The organism is Vreelandella neptunia, from assembly GCF_000712975.1.
Lineage (GTDB): Bacteria > Pseudomonadota > Gammaproteobacteria > Pseudomonadales > Halomonadaceae > Vreelandella > Vreelandella qaidamensis.
Genome location: NZ_JHQL01000004.1, coordinates 464,090 through 485,044, shown reverse-complemented (window position 1 = coordinate 485,044; position 20,955 = coordinate 464,090). Strand labels below are relative to the sequence as shown.

Here is a 20,955-nt window from a genome sequence, read left to right as displayed (position 1 = left end):
TAATTAATATTAATATATTTTTTCGCTAATACGTGTCTCGCCTCTTTGTCATTCCCGCGTGCTTTTAGCGGGAATCTACTTAGAAGCAGGCACCCACATCAGCAGGTAAGATCAAATTGGATTCCCGATAACCCCACTCGGGAATGACAGTTTGGTGCATCATTTGGGAATGACGGTTTAGTGCGTCATTCGGGAATGGCGGTGTGATGCATCTGTCTCGCCGCTCTGTCATTCCCGCGTGCTTTTAGCGGGAATCTATTTTGAAGCACGCACCCATATCAGCGGATAAGGTCAAATTGGATTCCCGATAACCCCACTCGGGAATGACAGTTTGGTGCATCATTTGGGAATGACAGTTTGGTGCATCATTTGGGAATGACGGTTTGGTGCGTCATTTGAGAATGACGTTATGCTGTATCATTACGTTTTCCCTCCTGCCCGGCTAGCCTGAAGGGTGCGAGTTAAAAGCGCGCGCAGCGCGGCAGGTTTGACTGGCTTAAGTAGCAGTTGATAACCCGCACGTTTGATCTCTTCTGCTACCGTTTCGGTGCGGTCGGCGGTGATGACAATACCAGGTACCGCTCCTTCAAAGCGCTCACTAAGGGCTTCAAGCGCCATTAGGCCGGTCACTTCGTTATCTAGGTGGTAGTCTGCCAAGATGGCGTCAGGATCACCGTCCATATTACGCAAAATCGATTTTGCACCACCAATACTGGTGGCTGTAAATACCTCGCATCCCCAGCCTGTCAGCATGGCGGTCATGCCTTCTAAAATCAGAGTTTCATTATCAATACACACTATGCGAGTACCCGCTAGCTTATTACCGCTACGCCGGTTCTGAGGTTCTTGATCCGCGACAGTTACTTCACGGGCGGCCACAATAGGTACACTGACGCAGAATGCTGTCCCCACGCCGACCCAAGACCGAACCTTAATAGGGTGGTCAAGTACGCGGCTCATACGGTCTGCGATAGAAAGCCCTAAGCCTAGGCCTTTCTCACTCTCTTTATGGCGTGATACTTGATCCAAACGCCGGAATTCTTGAAAAATTTCCGTAAGCTTTGATTCTGGTATGCCAGGCCCGCTATCCCATACTTCAATAGAAAGGCGGTCATTTTGTCGGCGGCAACCTAGCAGTACACGGCCTTCTTGCGTATAGCGAATTGCATTAGAGAGAAAGTTTTGCACAATTCTGCGCAGCATTTGTGGATCTGAGTCTACCCACTGTTGCGTTGGCACAACCACGAGATCCAGGCCTCTGTCTTCTGCCATCACTTCAAATTCTGCCCGCAATGGGCGGATGATATCGGCTAATGCAAAGTGGCTGCGGCGGGGCGTTAATGCGCCTGCATCAAGTTTAGAAATGTCTAACAACGTACCCAGTAGCTCCTCTGCCGCTTGAAGTGAGTTATCAATATGGCTAATGGTGCGTTGGGTATCGCTGGCAGTAACGTTTTGCATTAACGCAGAAGTAAACAGTCGCGCGGCGTTAAGTGGCTGCAATAAATCATGGCTGGCAGCAGCTAAAAAGCGTGTTTTAGACGCGTTAGCATCTTCGGCTAATTGCTTCGCTTGACGAAGCGCCTGTTCGGCTTCGGCGCGCACACGGTTCTCCTGACGCAACGCCGCATTGGCCTCGGAAAGCGCTTGAGTGCGCTCGCGAACGCGCTCTTCAAGCGTTTCGTTGGTCTCTTTCAAAGCGATTTCGGCTTGGCGGCGCTCGGTAATATCTTGATAAAGTGCGAAGAAGCCTAGGATCGATTGGCTGTCGCCAAAGTGGGGCGTATAGGTGACCAGCATATAGCGCATGGCGTCGTTGACACGCATCGAGACTTCAAAACTTACCCGTTCGCCTGCTAGGGTTCGCTGTACCCATGGCATACGCTCTTCGGCCTTTTTAACGGGCAATACATCTTCGTAGCGCCGCCCAATGACGGCATTACGATCTATGTCGAAGGCTTGTTCATAGGCGCGGTTGGTGAATAAATAGCGACACTCCTTATCAAAGTAAGCAATCAGTGCCGGTACATTGTCTGTGTAAATACGGATATTATTTTCAGAGCGTATCAATGCTTCTTCGATTCGCTTCTGTTGGGTAATATCCTGATAGGTATAGACAAACCCCCCGCCAGGCATCGGGTTGCCTTGGACTTCCAGCACGCTGCCATCTTGGCGATAGCGCACGTATCGATGGGGTTGTCCGTCACGAATGTTATCTAACAGCAGTTGGACATGCTCTTCTGGATCGCCGGGGCCATATTCGCCGTTATGGGCGTTATAACGAAAAATGCGGTCCATCGGTGCGCCAACCCGTATCAAATGGTCTGGGAAGCGGAATAGCTCTAAATACCGTTGGTTCCACACCACCAGACGCAAGTTCTGGTCTACAACGCTGATGCCCTGGTTGATATTTTCAATAGTGGCTTGCAGCAGTGCGCGATTGAACTCTAGCACTTGGGATGCTTCATCAACAATTGAGATGACATCTGAGATACCAATGCCACGCCCTTGAAGTGCTGAGTTAACCACGATCCGAGCCGATGATGCGCCTAACACTGAGGCAAGAAAACGTTCGGTAAACTGAATAACATCGATGGACGCTCGGGAGCTATCTTCCATAGGCTTGCCCGCACGGCGTGCGTAATCCTCGAATGCTCGTTCCACTTGGCTGGCGCCTAGGAAGCGTTCGCAAAGCACTTTCAGGTCACCAACGGTGGTGGCACCGGTCCAGGGGCGGTTAACCGAGGTTTGGCGTGTTTCAACACTATCAACAAACAGTGATGCCTGAATACGTTCTACGACGCGCTGAGACGTCACTTGTGAAACGAAAATATAGCAAAACAGGTTGATTCCCAGCGACAGCATGACGCCATGTGTGAACGGATCACCTAAGTTCAGGCCAAATAAGGTCGTGGGAGATAGCCAAGTCAGTCCTAGTGGCCCGCCTGCTAGCCATGCTTGCGGTAGTACGCCCGCGTTGATCATTGCCGGCATTAGCAGGCTGTAAGTCCAAATGGCGAAGCCAGCATTCATGCCGACAATCACGCCAAGTCGGTTGCCGCGTTTCCAGTACAAACCACCGATAAGTGCTGGCGCAAACTGAGCGGCGGCTGCAAAAGAGAGCATGCCAATGGACGCTAGAGAAGTGAACTCAGCAATGAGTTGATAGAAGCCGTAAGCCATCGCCAAGACAGCGACAATGGTCAGACGGCGTGCGCGTAACACCAAGCGCCCATAATCGCGTGCTTTGGTGTCAAACCAACGCAGTCTAAATAGCGCCGGAATCACTATTTCATTAGAAATCATAATGGAAACCGCCACTGCCGCCACAATCACCATGCCTGTGGCGGCAGAAAAACCGCCAATAAAGGTGAGAAGTGTCAGCCACTGCTGGCCGGATGCCATAGAAAGGGCAAGTACATAGGTATCAGGCTCGACCCCGCTTTCAGAAAACAGTAACAGGCCGGCCGCCGCTAAAGGCACAACAAAAAAGGCGACCGCGAGTAGGTAAAGTGGAAATAGCCAGCGTGCTTTTGTGGCGTCATCTGGATGGATATTTTCCACAACGGCGACATGAAATTGGCGTGGCAGACAAAGTATGGCGAGCATTGCAAGCAGCGTTTGTGCCCAGAAACTTTGGCCAAAATCTTGGTTGGCTAGCTGGCGCTGTAGCTCTAACTGGCTCTCGGCATGGCCCATTAGCTCACCAAGGCCATCAAACATGCCCCAGGTAACAAAAGCGCCGAGTACCACAAAGGCCAATAGCTTTATCAAAGATTCGAAAGCTACGGCATGAATTAGTCCTTCGTGATGCTCTGTCGCATCGGTATGACGTGTCCCAAACAGGATGGCGAAGATCGCCATGACAATCGCGACGTAAAATGCAGTGTCGCCAAACAGCGGCGTATGGGTCATATCCGCAGCGTCGGTAAGCACACTAAACGTGGTAGACACCGCTTTTAATTGCAGCGCAATGTAGGGCAGAGTGCCAATAAGGGCGACTAAGCTGGCAAAGGCGGCGAGAGATTGCGTTTTGCCGTAGCGAGAGGCAATAAAGTCAGCAATTGACGTAACGTTTTGATGCTTTGCAACGCGAATCATTTTTGCCAGTACAGGCCAAAACAGTAAAAACGTTAAGATCGGGCCAACAAAGATACTCGCAAACGACCAGCCCGCCGTGGCTGCTTGCCCTACCGCGCCGTAAAACGTCCACGAGGTACAGTAAATTGCCAATGCCAAACTGTAGATAATTGGCCGTCGGCGGCTGGCACCATGGGTACGTGCACGGCGGTCACCAAACCAGGCAATGCCAAATAACACTGCAATATAAAGCAGCGATACTGCGACCAGTAGACCGCCATGGAACATGTTGTCTCCCTACATTAAAAGCTTCACTTAGCGACTACGCGAATAAACGCTTCATTTTAAGCGAAGGCAGACCGCTACGTCTGCTGCTGGTCAGCGGCAAGTTGGCAAACAGTTGTCAGCAAAGGCGCCGTTTCCCGCAATGTGCGTAGTCTGCTTACTTCAGCATCACCTGTCTCCGCATTCAGGGGCATTAGTTCACGGTGATTGCAGTTCAATATATAAGGCTGTGTGGTCAGTACATCGGTATGGTGACGTTCAAACTGGTAAAGAATAAACTCAGCGATGAGTTCATTGTCAACGCGGCGCGCGCGTACATTGTCGCTATCAACAATGCTGAATTTAGTCGTCATAGGATAGGCAAACGTCCAAGGCCGCCATACCGCGCTGGAGGTGTCACTGGAAATGACGATAGCTGTTTCGGGCAGTTGAGAACGCTTGTGATCAAACCAGCTATATTCGGTGGAGACCTGATACCCCAGCATGCCTAAACCACCAAAGACGGGCACTATCCACTTGGGTAGCCGCTTGCGAGTGAGTGTTCTAAGCAGTAGGCCTATCCCTGCGGCGGCAAGCCCTGCGAATACAGCGGCAACGAGATGCCATATCATAAATTATCCTTCTTAAATGACATCGGGCCTCCCTAAGGAAGCCCGATGATAAGTATCGATCCGAACCTGATGGCAGTGCGCCAAGGAGGGGTCGATTATGACTTAGTGGTCGACCGCTACACCAGCACCTTTCGGGTAACGAACGCTTTCTACCAGGTCTTGAATCTCTTGTGGAGGCTCTTCCGTTGCACTAGAGACAGCAAAGGCAACTGCAAAGTTGATCATTGCCCCTATTGCACCAAAGGACAGTGGTGAGATGCCTAAGATCCAGTTGTCTGGTGTGTTAGCCAGCATGTTGGTGCCGGGAACAAAGAACCAGCCTAGGTAAGTGAAAATATACAGCAAGGTGCAGATCAAGCCTGCCAGCATGCCGGCAATTGCGCCTTTGCTGTTCATGCGCTTAGAGAAGATACCCATCATTAGCGCTGGGAACAGCGATGCACCGGCGATACCAAAGGCAAGAGCTACGGTCTGTGCTGCGAACCCTGGCGGATTAAGCCCAAGATAGGTAGCCAGAAGAATGGCGCCACCCATAGAGATACGTGCTGCCAGCATTTCCCCTTTCTCAGAGATCTTCGGATTGATCATTGTTTTGATCAAGTCATGGCTAATAGCCGATGAAATTGCCAAGAGCAGACCCGCAGCGGTTGAGAGTGCCGCTGCGATACCACCGGCAGCGATAAGACCAATAACCCAGCCTGGCAAATTAGCGATTTCAGGGTTAGCCAGAACGAGAATGTCATTGTTTACCGTTAGCTCGTTACCTTCCCAGCCACGATCAGAGAAATCGACAGCATCGTTGTACATCTGGATGCGGCCATCGTTATTGAGGTCGTTGAAGGTAATAAGCCCGGTTTCTTCCCAAGTGCGCACCCACTCCGGACGATCTTCATAGAGAATCGGATTGTTGGCTGCTTCTTCGTAGTTTTCCACCTGCCCCGCCATTTCTGGAAACACCGTGGTCGCCAAGTTCAGGCGTGCCATGGAACCAACCGCAGGCGCGGTAAGGTAAAGCAGTGCAATGAACACCAGTGCCCAGCCAGCGGACCAACGTGCATCAGCAACTTTAGGTACGGTGAAGAAACGAATAATAACGTGTGGCAGACCTGCTGTACCCACCATCAGCGAGAGTGTGAACAACACCATGTTGAGCTTATTGTCGACGTCAGCGGTATAGTCGCGGAAGCCAAGCGCATTAACTACTTCGTCTAGCTTCGTCAGTAGCGGAATGCCGGATTCAGTATGCGTACTGAACATACCAAACATCGGAATCGGGTTGCCGGTAAGCTGCATGGCAATAAACACCGCCGGAATGGTGTAAGCAATGATAAGTACTACGTATTGGGCAACCTGTGTATAGGTGATGCCCTTCATACCACCGAAAACGGCGTATAGGAAAACAATCAATGCTGCGATCCAGATGCCCCAGGTGTTGCTCACTTCCAAGAAGCGTGAGAAAGCAACGCCTGCACCGGTCATTTGACCGATAACGTAGGTCACAGAAGCAACAATCAAGCACACAATCGCGACGAAGCGCGCTGTGTTGCTGTAAAAGCGGTCACCGATAAAGTCAGGCACCGTAAACTTGCCAAACTTGCGTAGGTAAGGCGCTAGCAACATTGCCAAGATAACATAGCCACCGGTCCAACCCATTAGGAAAGAGGAGTTAGCATATCCACCGGATGCTAGCAGGCCCGCCATGGAAATAAACGATGCAGCTGACATCCAGTCGGCGGCCGTTGCCATACCGTTCGTGATAGGGTGAACGCCGCCACCAGCGACATAGAAATCTTTGGTCGATCCCGCTCGCGCCCATATCGCAATCCCGATATAGAGCGCAAATGAAGCGCCAACAAATAGTAAGTTAATTGCAAACTGGCTCATGCTGACTTACTCCCCAAGACCGAATTTTTCGTCAAGCTTGTTCATTTTCCAGGCATAGAAAAAGATCAGCACGATAAAAGTGAGGATGGAGCCCTGCTGAGCAAACCAGAAGCCCAAGTCAGTCCCGCCAACGGGGATGCCAGCTAGCAGGGGGCGGAAAAGAATAGCGCATCCGTAGGAAACAAATGCCCAAACGGCTAGACATCCGAATATTAGTCGAACGTTGGCTTTCCAGTATTCAGCAGCATTAGCTTTGTCATCTGCCATTGTGTTGCTCTCCAGTTGTGATTTTTAGGGTTGGAAAGTGAACTCAGGATAGCGTGTGATCCATCAGGGTAATCCGTCATAGAAAAACGCTTTTTTAGTTATCTGTGATGAATTAGCACGGTTAAGCGCATTACCTTGTTGATTAAGCGGTAGTGCCTATTATGGCATTGATTACGGTTGTGTAGTGAATCGGTAAGCATCGTGCGAATAACGCATGATTACCCTGTGTGGCTCGTTGTTAATAGTGGGCAATAATTGCAAAAAATAAATCCCAGACTTTGGTATCAATGAGCTTCTTTGAAACATTATGACGTTTGATGTGGTAAATAACGACTTGTTTTTGAAGTTTTTTTATATTTTTTTAGCGTTTTTTGTCTTGTGATAGGACGATGGTCTATGGGTTGGTCAAAAGCAATGTTTGCTACTTTTAATAAACGTCAGAGTTAATTGGCCAAGCTTAATTAAGAGAGTCACTACTTTGGTCGATAAGCTAACGTCGTTTCGACGTTAGCTCTATAGCTAAAAGTATAATGTGAAAGGGTCAAATGAAACTTTCAAGCAAATAACCGTATTTTAAAACATCTTTATTCTTCATCACGATTAAGTGGGGTCATTTATGATTGACGTTGATCTTTCCCAGCTCCCTTTTACATTAATCGATGATGAAGGGCGTGACCACGTTCGTCGAGGTATGGACATCGCCTATTTTGACCGCAATGAAATTATCATTGAGATGGGGCAAACGGGTGAGTCAGTGTTTTTAATTCATAAAGGTGAAGTTGCTGAAATTGATCCCACCCTGCCTGCATCTAGTGCACGGATTGGGCATTACACGTCAGGTGATTTGTTCGGTGCCATTAGTATTCTGAATGGCAAGAGTCGGTACCGTTTCCAAGCTGAGCAGGAGTGCTTGTGTTATGTGATGCCAAAAGCGCTGTTTATAAAGCTTTGCCGTCATCATCCTGACTTTGAAAGCTTCTTTAAACAGTCATTATCACACAAGGCGCGGCTGTTGACCGAGAAGCGAGCGGAAGGCGGTGTGACGATGGCGGGCTTTATGCTGGCAAAAGTTAGTGAATGCATGCGTGAGCCACTGATTATGGATGCTTCTACCGATATTGCTAGCGCAGTGGGGCAACTCAACGATAGCCATGCCGACAGTCTACTGGTCAATACTCAAGGTAAGTTTGGCATCGTTACAAAAACTGATTTACTCAATGGTATTGTGCTCGACAATTATGATCACACTTCTTCCGTCGAAAAGGTGGCCCATTTTTCACTGGTAACTGTTACGCCGAACCAGTACCTATTTGAAGCACTTGTATTGATGACACGTCATAAGGTGACGCGTGTAGTAGTCATGGAACAGGATGCCTTAAAAGGGGTGGTGGAACTGACAGATGTACTTAGTTATTTTTCTAGCCGTAGCTATGTGGTTAGTCTACAGGTGGAGCAGGCTAATAGTTTGGAAGCATTGGCAGCTGCTAGCCAACGTACGCCTGAACTGGTCAATGCACTGATGGCTCAGGGGGTCAAGCTGCGTTTTGCCATGGATCTATTGGCTGCATTGAACGGCCGAATCATGAGCAAAGCATGGTCATTTATCATTCCTGAGCAGTACCACGCCCAAAGCTGTTTGATGGTCATGGGAAGTGAGGGCCGCGGTGAGCAGATCCTCAAAACAGATCAAGATAATGGCCTTATTTTAGCTGATGATAGTCACTGGCCTTCGCTTGCCGAAGATATGAATGCGCTGACTCAAACGTTAATTCAGCTCGGTTATCCTCCATGCCCCGGTAATATTATGGTGTCTAATCCTGAGTGGGTTGGCACGGTGTCGCAGTGGAAAAGCAACATTGCCAAATGGGTGAGTGCAAGAGATGGCGATAGTCTAATGAAGTTAGCAATTTTGTTGGACGCTCATGGTGTTGCAGGAGATCCGAAATTGCTAAACAGTGTGCGTACAGCGTTATTTGAACGCTGCTCGCGTGATGAGTTATTGCTGTCATATTTTGCTCGTGCAGCTCTGCGTTTTTCTACGCCGCTTACCTTATTCGGTTCCTTAAAGAAGCCCCAGCATGGCATTGATATCAAAAAAGGCGGCATCTTCCCGATTGTCCACGGGGTGCGCACAATGGCCCTTGAGCGACGAATTAACGCTACGTCCACCCTAGACCGCTTGGACGCTCTAGCAGAAGATGGTCGTCTTGATCGCCGTTTTGCTGATGACCTGGGCGAAGCGTTGGCACTGTTCACTGAATTACGTTTAAAGCAGCAGTTGCAAACAGCAGAAGCGTCGAATCAGCAGCGTAGTAACCGTGTAGTGGTGCAAGAACTTTCATCCCTTGAACGTGACCTATTGCGTGAGGCGCTGCATATCGTGAAAGATTTTAAACAGCGGCTTTCCCATCGTTATCATTTGGAGTATTCGTGAGCGGAATGCGCTTGTTAGACCGGCATATGTCACTATTTAGTGGCTCGCTACGTACATTAATGCAGCGTGAAAGCGACCGTAGACGCTGGGCAGACTCTTCCTACGCTTGGCTTTTTCAGCCCTACATGGGGGAGGAGATGGTAGCGCTTGCTTGTCAGGTTAGCCCAGGCCAATCGCCCGTGGTTAGTGTAGCTGCGGTTATCTTTAGCCCGGGTAGAGTGCATACCAGCCAAGCTTGGGTGGCAACCTTGGCAGATGAGCGAAGCAACAGCGCTACGCTGCGGCGACACCAGCAGCTGTATGCGACTGACAAAGTGCTCATGCCTAACGCCGAGCATCTTGGGGCGTTGGCTGAATTTATTGGTAATCGGCCGCTAATTGGTTGGCAGTTAGAGAACTCGTTGGAACATCTAAACCATCTGTTCAAAGTAGGGATAGGATTTGGTTTGCCTAACGCCCAGGTCGATGTTGGAAAGCTGCACTATCGCCAGTTACGCCGGCTACATCCTCAGAGTGAGATGCGTAGTCAGATTGCAGAAGCATTAGCTTGCTGGCAAATGCCAGTTTTCCAATGGATCGGCGTATTGGGGGATGCAACGGCGAGTGCTCTTTTGTATCTACGTTTGCAACGTGAGGCAGCTCGGCACGTTTAGCGTATTATTCCTATTAACGTTGAATTAGCCCGTTTATGTTGGGTGCAGGGAACGAGTATTGTTAGAATGCCCGCTGCTTCTTCTACCATCGGCAGTGCCCACATTATGCTATCACCTGATTATTTTGATCCCGCAGCGTCTGAAAATACTTCTGCAGACAAGTGTTCTGTTGATCACCTTCAGGCGCAGTCCGACCATCACGATGCTAAGCAGAAGCGTGAATTCAATAAGCTGCAAAAGCGCTTACGGCGAGAAGTCGGCAATGCCATTATTGACTATCAGATGATTGGTGAAGGTGACAAGGTGATGGTGTGCCTGTCTGGTGGCAAAGATAGCTATACGATGCTGGAAATACTGCTCAACCTACAGCGAAATGCACCGGTTAACTTCTCTTTGGTCGCTGTCAATATGGATCAAAAGCAGCCAGGTTTTCCAGAGCATGTGCTGCCCCAGTATTTGGATAAATTGGGTGTTGAGTACCACATTCTAGAGCGTGATACGTATTCAGTGGTGAAAGAGAAAACCCCAGAGGGCAAAACGACCTGTGCGCTTTGTTCTCGATTAAGGCGTGGTTCACTTTATGGTTTTGCTGAAGAGATTGGTGCGACAAAAATTGCGTTAGGGCATCATCGTGAAGACATTTTGGAAACACTGTTTCTAAATATGTTCTTTGGAGGCACTTTAAAAGCAATGCCACCTAAGCTTTTGTCAGATGATGGCAAAAATATTGTCATTCGACCCCTTGCCTACTGCAAAGAGGCTGATATTGTGGAATTCTCCAGGCTAATGGAATTCCCCATTATTCCTTGTAACTTGTGTGGCTCTCAGCCCAATCTTCAGCGACAAATTGTAAAAGATATGTTGGCCGAATGGGATAAAAAGCACCCAGGGCGTCTAGAAAGCATGTTCAAAGCGGTGACCAATGTGGCGCCTTCACAGCTAGCAGATCGCCAGCTGTTTGACTTTACAGGGCTAGAAGCCAAGCAGGCGGCGCTGATGGAGCGCCGTATTCAAACGCTTAGCGTTGAGTCTTAGCGTAGAGCAGTCGGCTGCTCTTCTTCTTCAGCCAGTGTAATAAGACGCTGCATATCTAAAATATTAACCTCGCGCCCCGAAACCGCGACCACTTCTTGCTGTTGAAAGCGACTAAGAATTCGGCTGACCGTTTCTACCGCTAAGCCTAAGTAATTACCAATGTCTGCGCGGGACATAGAAAGCCTGAAGCTGTAAGGCGAGTACCCGCGCCGGCGAAAACGGTCTGAAAGCGTGACTAAAAAGCTGGCCAAGCGCTGATCGGCAGTTTTGCGTGATAACAAGCGCATCATGCGCCGATCGTCTCGCAGCTCTTTACTCATACTGCGATATAGCTGTCCACGCAGTTCCGGAAGCTCTTCAGAAAGTAGATCCAAACGATCAAACGGAATTTCGCACACTGTGGTAGTTTCCAGGGCAATCACGCTACCGGGGTAGTGCTCTTCATCGATGCCGTCCAATCCGACCAGTTCACTGGGCAGGTAGAAATTTGTCAGTTGATCGTTGCCATTACCTTCGCTGGTCACCTGTTTTAGACTGCCTGAGCGAACGGCATACACACTGGTAAAACGGTCGCCCTGACGAAACAGTGGCTCGCCTTTTTTGAGTGGTGCACGGCGACGGATGATCGCATCAAACTGGCTCATGTCTTCAAGTTCTAATGCGAGCGGTAGACACAATGAGCTTAAGCTACAAGTTTGGCAGCGTGCTTCTTGCAACAGTGAGCGTCGTTGGCTGACGGGGTGTGGCATATCATTCTCCCTTTCTCGTTAGCCATGATAGGCCCTGGGGCAAGACGTCTCAAGAAGCTTACACAATCTTTGAGTAGCGTTGGGTCGACTGATCCGCGAGGCGAGCATCAAAGGCCATTGCTAGATGGCGAATCAACAGCCGACCAATAGGGGTGGCGCTAATCATTTGCTGATGAAAAGTGACTAATCCATCTTGTTCAGCGTTACGCAGCTGTTCAAGAGCAGCGGAAAAATAGTCGCTAGCATCAATGTTCCAACGCTTTCCTATGGCTGCTAAATCAATGCACATATCGCACATTAGCCGCTCAATGACGTCTCTGCGTATTAGGTCGTCCTTATTTAACCTTAATCCTTTGACGGTTGCCAGCCTACCTTGATCTAAAGATGTTTCGTATTGATTAAGCTGAGTCGGATTTTGTGCGTAAACATCGTCAATCCGTGAAATGGCGGAGACGCCTAATCCAACTAAATCGCACTGTGCATGGCTAGAGTAACCCTGAAAATTGCGCTGCAAGGTTCCGTTGCGCTGAGCAATTGCAAGACTATCATCTGGGCGCGCAAAGTGATCCATCCCGATATGCACATAGCCTGCGTTAGTTAGCATCTCAATGGTGGTATGCAATATTGCCAGCTTCTCGTCAGCGTTGGGGAGGTCTGCTTCATTGATACGTCGCTGAGGGGCAAAACGGGTGGGCATATGGGCATAGTTAAATACTGACAGGCGGGCAGGATTTAATTCGATAATCTGGCCCAGTGTTTCAGCAAAGCTTTTTTCCGTTTGAAAGGGCAGCCCATAGATTAAATCAAGATTGAGCGAGCGAAAGCCAAGGCGGTGCGCTTCTTCCATGAGTGTTTCAGTAAGCACCCGGGGCTGCACACGGTTAATCGCTTTTTGTACCTGCGGGTTTAAATCCTGTACGCCCAGGCTTAAGCGGTTAAAGCCAAGCGACTGCAAATGGCGCAGGGTAAAGACGTCTGCTTCGCGGGGATCAATTTCAATCGCGTAATCGCGGTCCGCTGAACCAGATAAACCAAAACGGGCGTCGAGGCGATCAATCAGGTCTCCCATTTGTGCTAAAGAAAGAAACGTGGGAGTACCACCGCCCCAATGCAACTGCTGAACTGGGCGCGATGTGTCTAAATGGCGTGCAGTCAGCACCATCTCTCGATCTAGCCGGGATAGGTAAGGCTCGGCAAGAGCGGTATTCTTCGTTGCAATCTTATTGCATGCACAGTAGAAGCAAATTTTTCGACAAAACGGTACATGTACATACAGGGAAAGCGGTCGGCGGCTTGCATTACTGCGTTCTAACGCCTGGGTAAAGTCAGCGGTGCCAAACTGCTCATGAAACGCAAGCGCCGTCGGGTAGGAGGTGTAACGCGGGCCACTTTTGTCGTAACGCCGCAGTAGCGCTTCATTCCAGGCAGTTGCGCTAGGTACTTCAGTGGGTGTTGATGAGAACGATGTTGATGAGAGGGCAGCAGTAGCATGGGCTGACATGATGAACGCTCCAAAGTGAAAAGTAAGCGATGTAATCAAATTGAGCGATGTCGCTCAGCTGTTGATCCTTATGCTAGTGCAGTGGCACTTTGAAAGCGTTGAGCTATATCAAGCTATGGGGGCTGCTTAATGCGCAGTGTAAGGTGCTAGAGACCACAGCTGCCAAAGTGCAAAGCCAATGATTGACAGTGCGGCAATGCTGCGAGTGGCAGGGTGACGAATTAAATGGCTCAGCTGCTGTGCTGCTAGGCCGGTTGCCAGCAAGGCAGGTAGGGTGCCGAGGCCAAAAGCCCCCATTAGAAGAGCACCGTCGATTGGGTCTGCAATGGCTAGGCTCCAAGCTAGCATTGAATAAACTAAACCGCAGGGTAACCAGCCCCAAAGTGCGCCAAGGGCGAAGGCTTGAGGAAGATGCACAACCGGCATCAGGCGTCTTCCCACCGGTTCTATATAACGCCAAAGATATCGTCCGACTGCCTCTACTTTTAGTAGTCCTTTCCACCAGTTAGCGATATAGAGCGCCATTAAGATCAGCATTACTGCGGCGAATGCCTGGAGCGCAATACGTGCGTTTGGTGAAAGAGAGATCAGTGTGCCAAGTGCCGCTACACTAGCGCCTGCCACCATATAGCTGAGAATGCGTCCCGCGTTATAGCTAATCAGGAGCCCACCCATGCGGGCTGGGTGCCGCATGCTAGGTGGTACGGCAAACGTGAGTGCGCTCATAATGCCGCCGCACATGCCGATACAGTGAGCGCCACCCATTAAGCCAAAGACAAACGCAGCGAGTAGTGGCGGTAAATCAAACCCCGTGGGATTCATACGGGTGGCTCTTGATTGTCTTGAGAAGAAGACACGTTTTTTTTACGCTCGGCGCGTTGTTCGGGGGGCAGGTCATTCTCATCATCGTCAAACAGGATACGGTGGGCGGGACCTTCGAGATCGTCAAACTGGTCATGCTTAACGGCCCAGAAAAACGCCCACACCGCGAGGCCCAGCAAAATCAGTGAAAGTGGAATCAATAAATATAAGATTGTCATACACTCACCGGTGTGGATAGGCCAGCCTGAGTAACAGAAGGTGTGCGCCAGCGCGTGAGACGTAATGCGTTACCTATCACCACCAAGGAACTTAGTGACATGCCAATTGCGGCCAGCCAAGGGGGAATTAACCCCATCGCTGCCAAGGGCAAAGCCGAAAAATTGTAGCAAACCGACCACATCATGTTTTGACGCATAATGCGACGCGTGGCGCAGGCAATATCAATGGCTTCAAAAATACGTATTAGACGTGGACTCAGTAATATCGCGTCGGCTCGTGTGCGGGCAAGGTCTGTGGCGCCGTTCATAGCAATGGCGACGTCAGCGCCAGCCAATACCGGTACATCATTGATACCGTCACCGATCATCACGACCCGTTCACCATTGGCTTGCAGCTCACGTAACCGTTCAAGCTTGCCTTCAGGCGATTTACCAGCGTGCCAAGTGGTGATGTTGAGCTGCTCTGCCAAACTCTCTACCGCTTCTTGCGTGTCGCCGGAGAGCAGCTCCACTTCAAGCCCGCGGGCTTGAAGGGCAGCAACGGTTTGGGCCGCATCTTCTCGAATGCCATCGTGCAGTTTAAACCAAGCGCGTGGCGTATTATCTTCACTGAGTAGCAACCACTGACCAAATCCTGGTGGAGCCAGGGCGGCTGTCGTGGCAAAGTCTGGTTTGCCTAAGCGCCATGTTGCGCCGTTCAACGTGCCTTCAAGGCCGCTTCCGGTCACGCTTTTAACGTTGCGTGCTTGCAGGGTGGCATCCCGAAACGGTCGAAACGCCCTGGCAATGGGGTGCTCTGAATGCGCCTCTAGCGCCGCGGCAATAGCCTGCGCATGCTCCTCACTGAGTGGGGTATGGTGGTGGGTGAGAGGCTGTTGGGTAATAGGTTGAGTTTGAGTCAGTTGCATTTCGCCGCGAGTCAATGTGCCGGTCTTATCAAAAATAACCCGCGTGACGTTGGAGAGTGATTCAATCGCGTCGGCACGGGTAATCAGTACGCCTCGCTGGCGCAGCTGGCCATGTCCTGCTGTTAGTGCCGTGGGGGTTGCCAGTGCCAGTGCGCAAGGACAGGTCACTACCAATACGGAAAGCAGTACCCATAACATACGGGAGGGGTCGATAAACCACCACGCGACGGTGACACAGGCGGTAACGATCAGTAGTCGTAGTACAAACAGGTGAGCCATCCGCGCCGCCATTTGGGCAAGGCGTGGGCGGCTGGCAAAGGCGCGATCCGTTAAGTCAACGATGTTAGCAACCCTGGCGCTGTTGCCTGCATGGGTAACCCGCATGACGAGTGGGTTTTCCATGTTTTGGCTCCCACCCACCACGCATTCGCCTACTCGACGGGTCACTGGTAAGTACTCGCCAGTGAGCATCGACTCGTCGAGGCTGGACTCGCCATCTTCGATAATGCCATCAGCCGGCACGCCGTGGCCGGGTTTAATTAGCACTCGGTCGCCTTCCGTGAGTTCGCTGGCAGGCAGGATGCGTTCGCTACCATCCTGCTCTAAGCGAATGGCAGACACAGGTAAAACACCGCTCAACGCATTACCGCTATGGCCGCTGCGCCGTCTTGCCCGGCCTTCCACGTAGCGGCCAAACAGCAAGAAAAAGGTAAACATGGCCACTGAGTCAAAATAGACCTCGCCAACGTTAAACAGTACCGCGTAACTACTTGCCAAATAAGCACCGCCAATGGCTAATGAAACGGGCACATCCATGCCAAGCACACCTGTTTTCAGGTCGCGTAATGCGTTACGGAAAAAAGGCTGCGCTGAGAAAAATACCACGGGCGTTGCGAGAGCAAATGATAGCCAGTGAAACAGAGCGTAAAAGTCTTCGCTAAGCTCACCTGGCCCCGATACATAAATGGGAATAGAGAACATCATGACTTGCATCATGCCTACGGCGGCAACAATTAGGCGACGCACATTCATGCGTTCTTCATGTTGCAAGCGCATTTGGGCTTGGTCAGGCTCGTAGGGCTGCGCATCGTAACCAATGGCCGCTAGTTCAGCGAATAATTGAGAAAGGTTAATAACCTCTGGGTCCCAGCTAACGCGAAGGCGGTGATGGGTTAGGTTAACGGCGCTTGATGTGACCCCTTCTAGTGCGTTCAATCGGTGTTCGATGAGCCAAGCGCAGGCTGCACAGGTGATACCGTCTATCGCCAGTGTGGCCCTTACTTCTCCTTCATCTCCTTCGGGGTGAACAAACTGCGCTTGTAAACCAGGGTCGTCAAATACTGACCAAGTTTCTGCCTTGGCAGCTTGGCGCTCATCAGGGCGCTCGGGCATTTCGGTGCGATAGCGATAGTAGCTTTCCAAACCACCATCGACGATGGCATGAGCGACGGCTTCGCAACCGGGGCAGCACAGTGGTTGGGGGGTGTCGTCAATATTAATACGCCACGGTGCCCCATCGGGCACCGTGTTACCGCAGTGATAGCAGCTAAGGGTGGTCTTGATCATTCGTTCTCCGAGCGTCCACCCGGTAGTAGTGCAATAGTGTTTTCATCAGGGAAGCGTGCTTCGCCGATTAGTCGCCAGTCAGCGTCGCCGCCTTGCTCTGGCTGTAGCTGTAGATACCAGCGATAGCGTAGATTGTCTGGGCCTTGGGTGATATAGCGCCCGTCGCGGACATGCTCTAGAACAAACGACTGATCGCGGTCATCTTCAGTGGGAAAGATCAGATCGAGGTAGAGCTTGTCTGGACGAGCATCGCCAGCAAGATCAACAACGATATCACTGGTCAGCGGATCAATGCGTAGCTCGGCGCTTAAATTTAATGCCCGTGCTTGCTCTTGTTTTGCGAGCACCACGTTAATTGCTTTGCCGTGTTCGTAATAATCTTCTTGTACCACCATACCGTCGTAGCTTTTGATCGACAAAACTGCAAAGGTCGTGCTGACAACAATGGATGAAAACAGTAAGCCTAATAAAAACCATGGCCAAAACTGCTTATACCAGGGTGTAATCGGTGAATCTGACATAACGCATTTATCTCCTGGCATTACCTAAGAAGCGAGCTTCACGCTCCTGACGGATTTGCTCATCTTGCACTGCTTGAAGCGCAAAAGTAATGGGGTGGCTAGGCTGGTTTAAGTCTTGAGGGTTCGCAAGTACGGTCACAACCTGAATGCGCGACTCGCCTGCAGGCACGCTAATCGACGTATGATCCAGGGTTAAGCTAGGCAGACCTGACACGCTGATCTGATAGGTATGCGGTTCGTTATCCAGGTTACGTACTGTGATGCTATAAACATTGCTGATCTGGCCTTCGCGAGTCATTTGATACAGCTGAGTGCGCTCGCGTTCGGCATCGAAGCTAAGCGGAATGCGGTCATTAACTGCCCATGCAAATGCTGCCACCATGATAATCAGCGCGACAAAGTAGCCCAATAGCCGAGGGCGCAAAATATGGCTTTTTTTACCTTCTAGCGCATTCTCTGTTGTGTAACGAATAAGGCCCTTAGGATAGCCCATTTTATCCATGACGCTATCGCAGGCATCAATGCAAGCCGCACAGGTAATGCACTCATATTGCAGCCCGTCGCGAATATCGATACCCGTTGGGCAGACTTGAACACATAGTTCGCAGTCAATGCAGTCGCCAAAGCCAGCTTCTCTTGCCTGGGTGTGGCTAAGCGATTTTTTACGTCGGCCTCTTGGTTCACCGCGTGCCTCGTCATACGACACAATTAATGTATCGCGATCAAACATGACGGATTGGAAGCGAGCGTAGGGGCACATATAAATGCACACCTGTTCGCGTAGCCAGCCAGCATTTAAGTAGGTGAATACTAAAAAGAAGCCAACCCAAAAATAGGACCAGCCATGGGCTTCTAGCGTCGGTAATTCCATTACTAGCGTTCGAATGGGGGTGAAATAGCCCACAAAAGTGACGCCAGTGGCCAGGGCTATCAATAACCAAGCGGTATGTTTGGCCCCTTTTCGCCATATTTTATCAGCAGTCATGGGCTGCTTATCGAGCTTAATACGTTGGTTTCTAGAGCCTTCTATACGATGCTCAAGCCAAATAAACAAAAAGGTCCAGACGCTTTGAGGGCAGGTGTAGCCGCACCAAACGCGCCCAGCAAAAACCGTGATAAAAAACAGCCCAAAGGCACAGATAATAAGTAGCCAGGAAAGTAAGACGAACTCTTGCGGATAAAAGGTGGCAGCAAAAATATGGAATTCACGGCCTGGTAGGTCAAACCAAACCGCCGGTCGATCACCCCAGTTTAGCCAAGGGAGCAGAAAAAAGCCGAGCATGAGCGCCCAGTTAGCGCTGCGTCTAACTTTTTGAAATAAACCTTTAATTTCGCGCACATAGATATGACGGCGCTTAGCATACATATCCTGAGTTGTGCTCTCTCCAGGGGTATGGTGCCCCACAGACGGTGTAATATCTTGGCTAGGTATTTTTTCCATGGCGATGATCACAGCTCAATAAGGCAGGAGTGGGCGGCAACATAGATATCGTGGCGTTAAGACCCGTAACGTTAGAGATAACGCAACTGTATGCCGTGTCGCTAAATCATAGTGTAACGGATAGAGAAGTTGTCTGGATGAGCGATAGATGAAGAAAGGGTGCGGTATGAAACCGCACCCTGTCATGCACCAATGTCTATACCGCTAACGAAAGGCTAGTCGTTGAAGCGTAAACTGTAGACATAGGCTGCGACCAAGTGAACGCGTTCTTCACCAATGTAAGCCGCTTGCGCTGGCATATGGCCATTACGACCATTACGCAGCGTTTGACGGACAGAGTCGGCAACGCTTTGGCCTGGTGCCTGATAAAGCCAAATGTCATTTGTCAGATTGGGCGCGCCTAATGCGATGTTACCCGTTCCGCTTGGTGTATGGCATGCCGCACAAGCCGCAAGGAACGTACTTTCACCGCTAGCCGCACGCTCTGCATCATGCTCCAGATCAGAGAGCGAGAGCACGTACTGAGTGAGGTTTTCAATATTATTCTCACCAAGCTGCTGCCAAGCAGGCATTAACCCATTACGACCGTTGTTTAGCGTCATCATGATGTTTTCTGGTTCGCCACCATAGAGCCAATCATCATCGGTCAGATTTGGGAAGCCGTAGCCCCCTTGGGCGTTCGAGCCGTGGCATACCGCACAGTTGTTCAAGTAAACACGCTCTGCTACCCGCATTGCTTCAGCGTCTCTAGCCAGTTCAGGAATAGGTACTTCCTGGTACTGGGCAAAAATCGGCGTGAAACGCTCTTCAGCATCAGCGACTTCTTCTTCCCACTGACTTTCTTGAGACCAGCCCAAAACGCCGGCGTAGTTACCCAAGCCTGGGTAAAGCACTAGATAACCCAGGGCAAAAATAACGGTGAGTACAAACAGTTGAAACCACCACCGAGGTAATGCGTTGTCGTACTCTTCAATTCCATCAGCGGCATGGCCAGTGGTTTCGACATTACCATCAGCATCCGGCGTTTTATCGGTTCGGCGGTTGGCAAATAGAATCCAAACGCTTAATGCGATAGTGCCTAGCGTGATGACAATAATCCAGGCGCTCCAGAAGCTGGATAGGGAGTCACCCCATAAATTATTCATGTATTTTTATCTCCCCTGTCGTGGCGGGAATCCACTTCGTGTTTAGTCGAAGCATGCTTATCACGGGTCGGTTGCTTATCATCATCTTCATCGGCGAAGGGCAGGTTAGCCGCTTCTTCGAAGTCTGGTTTGCGTCGCTTTGAGTAGGCCCATATAAAAATGCCAATAAAAGCGACGATCAAAAACAGCGTGATAAGACCGCGGAAAGTTCCCGTATCCATAGCTTAACGAGTGCCCTCGAGCACGGTTCCTAGCTGCTGCAGATAGGCCACCAGTGCAGTGATTTCCTGGGTGCCGCGAACGTCTTCTGTCGCAGTGGCGATATCTTCATCGTCATAGGGCACCCCTAGCTGTTGTAGGGTGCGCATTTTTGCCGGTGTAGATTCGCCATCCAGAGTGTTTTCAAATAGCCAAGGATAAGCAGGCATGACCGACTCAGGTACCACATCGCGGGGGTTATACATGTGCGCGCGGTGCCAGTCATCACTATAACGTCCTCCCACGCGAGCAAGGTCAGGCCCGGTGCGCTTAGAACCCCATAGGAAGTTATGCTCATAAACTTGCTCGCCGGCTACGTTATAGTGGCCATAGCGTTCAGTTTCTGCGCGGAAGGGGCGAACCATTTGTGAGTGGCAGCCTACGCAACCTTCACGGCGATAAATGTCACGTCCTTCCAACTCCAGTGCGCTTAAGGGGCGTAGCCCCTCAACTGGCTCTGTTGTTTGCTTTTGAAAGAACAGCGGCACCACTTCGGCCAAGCCGCCAAAGCTGATCGCAACCAGGATCAACACGGCGAGCAGGCCAACGTTCTTTTCGACAATCTCGTGTTTCATTG

17 protein-coding genes are annotated in these 20,955 nt (G+C 50.4%); 3 read left to right on the top strand and 14 right to left on the bottom strand.

From position 1 onward, the window contains the following. Nucleotides 1-420 precede the first annotated feature (420 nt). The 4 genes from CR46_RS0114320 to CR46_RS0114305 all read right to left on the bottom strand — a co-directional run bounded on the left by CR46_RS0114320 (nt 421) and on the right by CR46_RS0114305 (nt 7,127). On the bottom strand, nt 421-4,368 hold the full coding sequence (locus tag CR46_RS0114320; protein ID WP_030074041.1) for a hybrid sensor histidine kinase/response regulator: 3,948 nt from the start codon (nt 4,366-4,368) through the stop codon (nt 421-423). Nucleotides 4,369-4,442: 74 nt separating this feature from the next. Then, a complete protein-coding gene (locus CR46_RS0114315; RefSeq protein ID WP_030074039.1) occupies nt 4,443-4,976 on the bottom strand; it encodes a hypothetical protein in 534 nt (177 codons plus the stop codon). Nucleotides 4,977-5,078: 102 nt separating this feature from the next. Continuing rightward, entirely contained in the window at nt 5,079-6,860 is a 1,782-nt protein-coding gene (locus CR46_RS0114310; RefSeq protein WP_030074037.1) for a sodium:solute symporter family protein, read from the bottom strand. Between the two features lie 6 nt (nt 6,861-6,866). Continuing rightward, entirely contained in the window at nt 6,867-7,127 is a 261-nt protein-coding gene (locus CR46_RS0114305) for a DUF4212 domain-containing protein (RefSeq protein ID WP_030074036.1), read from the bottom strand. Nucleotides 7,128-7,743: 616 nt separating this feature from the next. Here CR46_RS0114305 and CR46_RS0114300 point away from each other — a divergent pair. From CR46_RS0114300 to ttcA, 3 genes are all read left to right on the top strand, one after another. Beyond that, nucleotides 7,744-9,561 (top strand): putative nucleotidyltransferase substrate binding domain-containing protein, encoded by a 1,818-nt coding sequence (locus CR46_RS0114300; protein ID WP_030074035.1) that lies wholly within the window; start codon nt 7,744-7,746, stop codon nt 9,559-9,561. A gap of 5 nt (nt 9,562-9,566) precedes the next feature. Beyond that, nucleotides 9,567-10,214: a 3'-5' exonuclease family protein gene (locus tag CR46_RS0114295; RefSeq protein ID WP_030074032.1), complete on the top strand. Its 648-nt coding sequence runs from the start codon at nt 9,567-9,569 to the stop codon at nt 10,212-10,214. A 66-nt stretch (nt 10,215-10,280) separates the two neighbouring features. Further along, on the top strand, nt 10,281-11,249 hold the full coding sequence (ttcA, locus tag CR46_RS0114290) for a tRNA 2-thiocytidine(32) synthetase TtcA (protein ID WP_232222395.1): 969 nt from the start codon (nt 10,281-10,283) through the stop codon (nt 11,247-11,249). Here the strand turns inward: ttcA and fnr are convergent. The 10 genes from fnr to ccoO form a co-directional block, all read right to left on the bottom strand. Next, the gene (gene fnr, locus CR46_RS0114285; RefSeq protein WP_030074029.1) at nt 11,246-11,998 is read right to left on the bottom strand and encodes a fumarate/nitrate reduction transcriptional regulator Fnr; all 753 of its coding nucleotides are present in this window, start codon (nt 11,996-11,998) and stop codon (nt 11,246-11,248) included. The two genes, ttcA and fnr, sit on opposite strands and share 4 nt — an antisense overlap. Before the next feature lie 58 nt (nt 11,999-12,056). After that, the gene (gene hemN / locus CR46_RS0114280; RefSeq protein WP_030074027.1) at nt 12,057-13,499 is read right to left on the bottom strand and encodes an oxygen-independent coproporphyrinogen III oxidase; all 1,443 of its coding nucleotides are present in this window, start codon (nt 13,497-13,499) and stop codon (nt 12,057-12,059) included. A 126-nt stretch (nt 13,500-13,625) separates the two neighbouring features. Further along, a complete protein-coding gene (locus CR46_RS0114275; protein ID WP_030074025.1) occupies nt 13,626-14,321 on the bottom strand; it encodes a sulfite exporter TauE/SafE family protein in 696 nt (231 codons plus the stop codon). After that, nucleotides 14,318-14,539, bottom strand: a complete 222-nt coding sequence (ccoS, locus tag CR46_RS0114270) for a cbb3-type cytochrome oxidase assembly protein CcoS (RefSeq protein ID WP_030074024.1) — start codon at nt 14,537-14,539, stop codon at nt 14,318-14,320. The genes CR46_RS0114275 and ccoS overlap by 4 nt, the downstream gene beginning before the upstream one ends. After that, nucleotides 14,536-17,013: a heavy metal translocating P-type ATPase gene (locus CR46_RS0114265; protein WP_030074022.1), complete on the bottom strand. Its 2,478-nt coding sequence runs from the start codon at nt 17,011-17,013 to the stop codon at nt 14,536-14,538. The genes ccoS and CR46_RS0114265 overlap by 4 nt, the downstream gene beginning before the upstream one ends. After that, a complete protein-coding gene (locus tag CR46_RS0114260) occupies nt 17,010-17,534 on the bottom strand; it encodes a FixH family protein (protein ID WP_030074020.1) in 525 nt (174 codons plus the stop codon). Before CR46_RS0114260 ends, CR46_RS0114265 begins: the two co-directional genes overlap by 4 nt. Before the next feature lie 7 nt (nt 17,535-17,541). After that, nucleotides 17,542-18,975: a cytochrome c oxidase accessory protein CcoG gene (ccoG, locus tag CR46_RS0114255; protein ID WP_030074018.1), complete on the bottom strand. Its 1,434-nt coding sequence runs from the start codon at nt 18,973-18,975 to the stop codon at nt 17,542-17,544. Between the two features lie 215 nt (nt 18,976-19,190). Further along, nucleotides 19,191-20,120, bottom strand: a complete 930-nt coding sequence (ccoP, locus tag CR46_RS0114250) for a cytochrome-c oxidase, cbb3-type subunit III (RefSeq protein ID WP_030074016.1) — start codon at nt 20,118-20,120, stop codon at nt 19,191-19,193. Then, nucleotides 20,117-20,341 (bottom strand): CcoQ/FixQ family Cbb3-type cytochrome c oxidase assembly chaperone, encoded by a 225-nt coding sequence (locus CR46_RS0114245; protein WP_030074015.1) that lies wholly within the window; start codon nt 20,339-20,341, stop codon nt 20,117-20,119. The genes ccoP and CR46_RS0114245 overlap by 4 nt, the downstream gene beginning before the upstream one ends. Nucleotides 20,342-20,344: 3 nt before the next feature. Next, nucleotides 20,345-20,953 (bottom strand): cytochrome-c oxidase, cbb3-type subunit II, encoded by a 609-nt coding sequence (gene ccoO, locus CR46_RS0114240; RefSeq protein ID WP_030074012.1) that lies wholly within the window; start codon nt 20,951-20,953, stop codon nt 20,345-20,347. Nucleotides 20,954-20,955: the final 2 nt, after the last annotated feature.

What these genes read in the sequence shown, in the direction of transcription:
- fnr (WP_030074029.1), bottom strand. Translation starts at nt 11,998, where the DNA reads ATGCCACACCCCGTCAGCCAACGACGCTCACTGTTGCAAGAAGCACGC.
- CR46_RS0114260 (WP_030074020.1), bottom strand. Translation starts at nt 17,534, where the DNA reads ATGTCAGATTCACCGATTACACCCTGGTATAAGCAGTTTTGGCCATGG.
- hemN (WP_030074027.1), bottom strand. Translation starts at nt 13,499, where the DNA reads ATGTCAGCCCATGCTACTGCTGCCCTCTCATCAACATCGTTCTCATCA.
- CR46_RS0114275 (WP_030074025.1), bottom strand. Translation starts at nt 14,321, where the DNA reads ATGAATCCCACGGGGTTTGATTTACCGCCACTACTCGCTGCGTTTGTC.
- ttcA (WP_232222395.1), top strand. Translation starts at nt 10,281, where the DNA reads ATGCCCGCTGCTTCTTCTACCATCGGCAGTGCCCACATTATGCTATCA.
- ccoS (WP_030074024.1), bottom strand. Translation starts at nt 14,539, where the DNA reads ATGACAATCTTATATTTATTGATTCCACTTTCACTGATTTTGCTGGGC.
- CR46_RS0114245 (WP_030074015.1), bottom strand. Translation starts at nt 20,341, where the DNA reads ATGGATACGGGAACTTTCCGCGGTCTTATCACGCTGTTTTTGATCGTC.
- CR46_RS0114295 (WP_030074032.1), top strand. Translation starts at nt 9,567, where the DNA reads ATGCGCTTGTTAGACCGGCATATGTCACTATTTAGTGGCTCGCTACGT.
- ccoP (WP_030074016.1), bottom strand. Translation starts at nt 20,120, where the DNA reads ATGAATAATTTATGGGGTGACTCCCTATCCAGCTTCTGGAGCGCCTGG.
- ccoO (WP_030074012.1), bottom strand. Translation starts at nt 20,953, where the DNA reads ATGAAACACGAGATTGTCGAAAAGAACGTTGGCCTGCTCGCCGTGTTG.
- CR46_RS0114315 (WP_030074039.1), bottom strand. Translation starts at nt 4,976, where the DNA reads ATGATATGGCATCTCGTTGCCGCTGTATTCGCAGGGCTTGCCGCCGCA.
- CR46_RS0114300 (WP_030074035.1), top strand. Translation starts at nt 7,744, where the DNA reads ATGATTGACGTTGATCTTTCCCAGCTCCCTTTTACATTAATCGATGAT.
- CR46_RS0114310 (WP_030074037.1), bottom strand. Translation starts at nt 6,860, where the DNA reads ATGAGCCAGTTTGCAATTAACTTACTATTTGTTGGCGCTTCATTTGCG.
- CR46_RS0114320 (WP_030074041.1), bottom strand. Translation starts at nt 4,368, where the DNA reads ATGTTCCATGGCGGTCTACTGGTCGCAGTATCGCTGCTTTATATTGCA.
- CR46_RS0114305 (WP_030074036.1), bottom strand. Translation starts at nt 7,127, where the DNA reads ATGGCAGATGACAAAGCTAATGCTGCTGAATACTGGAAAGCCAACGTT.
- CR46_RS0114265 (WP_030074022.1), bottom strand. Translation starts at nt 17,013, where the DNA reads ATGATCAAGACCACCCTTAGCTGCTATCACTGCGGTAACACGGTGCCC.
- ccoG (WP_030074018.1), bottom strand. Translation starts at nt 18,975, where the DNA reads ATGGAAAAAATACCTAGCCAAGATATTACACCGTCTGTGGGGCACCAT.